At 47.5% G+C, this 4184-nt stretch carries 1 protein-coding gene; it reads left to right on the forward strand.

From position 1 onward, the window contains the following. A partial coding sequence (locus tag H164_RS14605; RefSeq protein ID WP_019968718.1) for an outer membrane beta-barrel protein occupies nucleotides 1-3435 on the forward strand: 3435 nt, incomplete at its 5' end. Nucleotides 3436-4184 lie beyond the last annotated feature (749 nt).

The raw sequence follows: 4184 nt of genomic DNA on the forward strand, positions 1-4184 counted from the left end.
ATGTATGACTTCGATGGAACGGAACAACTCTTCGATGCTGCCAAGCAGTCTAAGTTCTTCTTCGAGTATGCTTTCGGTCCCTCTTATACGGGACGTACCTCCCTCGGTTTCAGAAACACGCGTGGCTTTGATGCCAATGTCGCTTTGGGTTGGTGGTTCTCTTCCGCTTTCGCTTTGCGTTCCGGTTTCCATGTAACCAATGCCGATTGGGCATCGAGCAGCTATGCCGGCCAGCCAACCAAGTTGCTGGTGGGTACGCGTGGTGCCACTTTCGACCTTTTGATTAATCCTTTTGGTTTTACGAACAACTTCAATTGGGATCAACGTTTCGGTGTTAATCTCATCGGAGGTTACGAACTCGGTCATGCCAAGCGCACAGATCCCGTGTTTGTCAACTCTTACGAAGGTAATTATACTGGTTTCCGTGCCGGTGCTCAGTTGTGGGCCCGCCTTTCCAACGGTCTCCGCTTCACGGTTGAGCCTATGTTCTCTTCCATAAAGCAAAAAGGTGAAAACGGCATCAACTATGATGCATATGCCTTGAAGGCCGGTGTCTCACTGCTGCTCAAGTCTAAGGCCGAACGTAATTACGGCGAAGTGGCCGAGGACTCTGTACGCAATACGCCGCTGAAAGGTTACTTTGCTGGTGCCGGTTTGGGTTGGAGCAATACACTTTGGGATTGGCGTTTCACGGGCCATCAGCATGGTTTGTTGAAGAATGCCACGTTCTTCGGAGGCTATCGTTTCAATACATTGCATGGTGTACGCCTGCAAGGTGAGTGGAAGCGCGAAAAGGTTGCCGCTCCGGGCTACAGTGACCCTGTGGACTTGAAATACGACAACTACCTCTTGTCACTCGATTATCAGCTCAACCTCTATAACCTCATGGCAGGTTACGATCCTGCCCGTCGCTGGAATGTCTATCTGTCTGCCGGTCCTACATTGCTGATGGGTAATGGTGGAACAGACTTCGCAGCCAATGTGGGTGCCATGTTGACTTATAATTTGTCTCGTCATACCTCGCTCTTCTATAGCTATTCGGTTTATCGTCTGCCGAAGAACCGCTATCCTCACAGTATGGTCTACTCTAAGGATGGTACTTATACGAACAACCTGAATGTGGGTGTGATGTATGACTTCGATGGAACGGAACAACTCTTCGATGCTGCCAAGCAGTCTAAGTTCTTCTTCGAGTATGCTTTCGGTCCCTCTTATACGGGACGCACCTCTCTCGGTTTCAGAAACACGCGTGGCTTTGATGCCAACGTCGCTTTGGGTTGGTGGTTCTCTTCCGCTTTCGCTTTGCGTTCCGGTTTCCATGTAACCAATGCCGATTGGGCATCGAGCAGCTATGCCGGTCATTCCACCAAGTTGCTGGTGGGTACGCGTGGTGCCGCTTTCGACCTCTTGGTTAACCCCTTTGGCTTTGTGAGAGAATATAACTGGGAGCCTCGCTTCGGTGTAAACCTCTTGGGTGGTTACGAATTCGGCCATGCTAAGCGTACTGTGGACGGTTTTGTCAATTCTTATGAAGGAAACTACTCTGCTTTCCGTGTAGGGGCTCAGTTCTGGGCCCGCCTTTCCAATGGGCTTCGCTTCACGGTTGAACCGATTTACGCTCCTGTCACACAACATGGAAACGGTGGTATCGATTATAACGAATATGCTTTAAAAATGGGCTTCTCCATGTTGTTGAAGAATAAAGAGGAGCGCGTTTATGAAGAAGTTGACGAAGCCAATCGCAAGAATATTGCAACAAAAGGCTACTTCCTTGGTGCAGGTCTTGGTTGGAACAGCACGGTTTGGGATTGGCGCTTCACTGGTCACCAGCATGACCTCTTGAAGAATGCGACCATCTTTGGTGGTTATCACTTCAATACGTTGCACAGTGTACGTCTGCAAGCCGATTGGATGAAAGAAAAGGTTGCTTATCCCGGCCACAGTGATTTGACCGACTTGAATTATAACAACTATCTCTTGTCGCTCGACTACCAGCTCAACCTCTACAACCTCATGGCCGGATATGACCCTGCACGCCGTTGGAATGCTTATCTCTATGCAGGACCGACGTTGCTGATGGGTGATGGTGGAACAAGGGTTGCTGCCAATGTGGGTGGAATGTTCACTTATAATGTGACGCCGTCTTTGGGCTTGTTCTACAGCCATACAGTTTATCGTATGCCGAAGAACCGTTATCCTCACAGTATGATTTACTCTGAGAACGGAACCTACACCAACAACTTGAACATCGGTTTGATGTACACATTCGATGCACTCAGGAAACTCTTTGGTCAAGGTGAACCGAGTGATGATGAAGTCCGTCGCAGTCCGCTCTTCTTCGAGTATGGCTTTGGTCCGGCTTTCATGAGTAAAACACCGCTTGGAGCTTCTAAGACAACGGGCTTCGATGCCAAGGTTGCTTTGGGTTGGTGGGCCAATTCAGCCATTGGGTTGCGTGGTGGCTTCCGTGTCACCAATGCCAACTGGGACGAAGGCACTTATGCTTCCTATCCGGTCACCTATCTCATCGGTACACGTGGCTTCATGGCCGACCTCATGATCAATCCGTTGGGCTTCAAATCTAACTATAATTGGGATTCCGCTTTCGGATTGAACCTCTTTGCAGGCTATGAATTCGGTCATTCAAAGAAGACTGTTGCTGGCTTTGTTGACTCTTATGAGGGCGGCTATACGGCATTCCGTGTGGGCGGACAGCTTTGGGCTAAGTTGACCAATGACTTGCGTCTGACACTCGAACCAACCTACACGCCGTTGAAGCTGAAGAATATCAGTGACAACCGCCACAATCGTTTCGCTCTCCAAATGGGTATCTCGTTGTTGATGCGTAACAAAGCTGACAGAGACTATGACGAGAAAGATATTGAAGGCCGTCATAACCTGCCGATCGAAGGTCTCTTTGTCGGTGCGGGCTTCGGTTGGAACAACACGCTTTGGCAGTGGAAGTTCTCTGAACAGAAGAGCGATTTACTCAAGAATGCCATGGCCTTTGCTGGTTACAACTTCACCACAGTTCATGCATTGCGTTTGCAGGGTGAGTGGATGAAGGAGAAGATGGTTTATCCCCATGTGTATGACCTCACGACGTTGAACTTTACCAACTACTTGGTTTCGCTCGACTATCAGGTGAACCTCTTCAATGCGATGACAGGCTACGACCCTGCACGCCGTTGGAATGTCTACCTCTATGCAGGTCCTACGTTGTTGTTGGGCGATGGTGGCACGAAGGCAGCCATGAACTTCGGTGGTCAGTTCAGCTACAGTGTTGCACGCAACCTGTCTCTGTTCTACAGTCACACGGTTTATCGCATGCCCGAGGGTCGTTACCCTCACAGTCTGCCTTATACCAAGAGCGGAACATTTACGAACAACATCAACATTGGTGTGATGTATAACTTCAATAGCTTCAGCAAGTAAGTTAAGTTGACAAGTTGACGGGTAAATAAGTTTACGAGTTGATTGCAATGCACCCATAAATTTATGCAAGCAACTCGTCTGTCCGTCAACTTGTTTACTTTATTAACCATATTTCGTAATAAGCAAGGAGGCGTGAGTCTGTTTGTGTTATTACTTTTTCGAGCCCTGTCTCCCGATGTGTGTGTGGGAGGGGGCTCTTTTTATGATTTCCTTGGAAAGGATTAGAGAGATTAAGTGTTTTTCTCCGATTTCCTTTCCCATTTCCACTTTTTTATTTAACTTTGCAACCTGAAATGAGATTATTGGATAATCATAGAACCGTGTGCATGATGTTGCAAGATAGTTTTTCTTGTGTTGCATCTTTTAACATAAATTATTTGCATAAGCCAAATAATTTGCTAACACACACACACACACACACACACACACACATTTAAACAACAATTCTTACGCGCGCGTAAGATACACCATAAAGTCTTACAAACAAAGGGTGTGCAAGAAGTTTTTTGATAACTTTCTGCATGCTTTTTTGTGCGTATCAATGAATGAACAAAGGTAATACTAAATATCAATAATATTTTAAACTCGGAAAAATGGAAAAGAAAGAAAAGCAGGTATACTTAAGTCCAGGCATCGAGGTCATTCCCCTTGATGATGCTTGCCATCTCCTGCAGGACAGCAGGCCGAACGCACGGCCGGGCGGCGACCAAGGAGGCTCCGTGAATATTGAGAACCCCACAGAAGATGAC

This window comes from Segatella maculosa DSM 19339 = JCM 15638 (genome assembly GCF_000382385.1).
Taxonomy (GTDB): Bacteria; Bacteroidota; Bacteroidia; order Bacteroidales; family Bacteroidaceae; genus Prevotella; species Prevotella maculosa.